At 69.8% G+C, this 268-nt stretch carries 1 protein-coding gene; it reads left to right on the top strand.

Going from position 1 to position 268, the window contains the following annotated elements; translation table 11 throughout:
- Positions 1–268 (top strand): methylmalonyl-CoA mutase family protein (locus CVH10_RS21045; RefSeq protein ID WP_369335935.1); only part of this gene is annotated, 268 nt, incomplete at both ends.

Raw genomic sequence — 268 nt, forward strand, 5'->3', positions numbered from 1 at the left:
CCTCGCCAAGGGGCAGACCGGCCTCTCGGTGGCCTTCGACCTGCCGACCCAGACCGGCTACGACCCCGACCACGAGCTGGCGCGCGGCGAGGTCGGCAAAGTCGGCGTCTCGATCGCCCATCTCGGCGACATGCGGACCCTGTTCGACCAGATTCCGCTCCAGCAGATGAACACCTCGATGACGATCAACGCCACGGCGCCGTGGCTGCTGTCGCTCTACCTCGCGGTGGCCGAGGAGCAGGGCGCGCCGTTCGCGGGTCTGCAGGGC

It is taken from the genome of Halomonas sp. ND22Bw (genome assembly GCF_003011945.1).
Taxonomy (GTDB): Bacteria; Pseudomonadota; Gammaproteobacteria; order Pseudomonadales; family Halomonadaceae; genus Halomonas; species Halomonas halophila.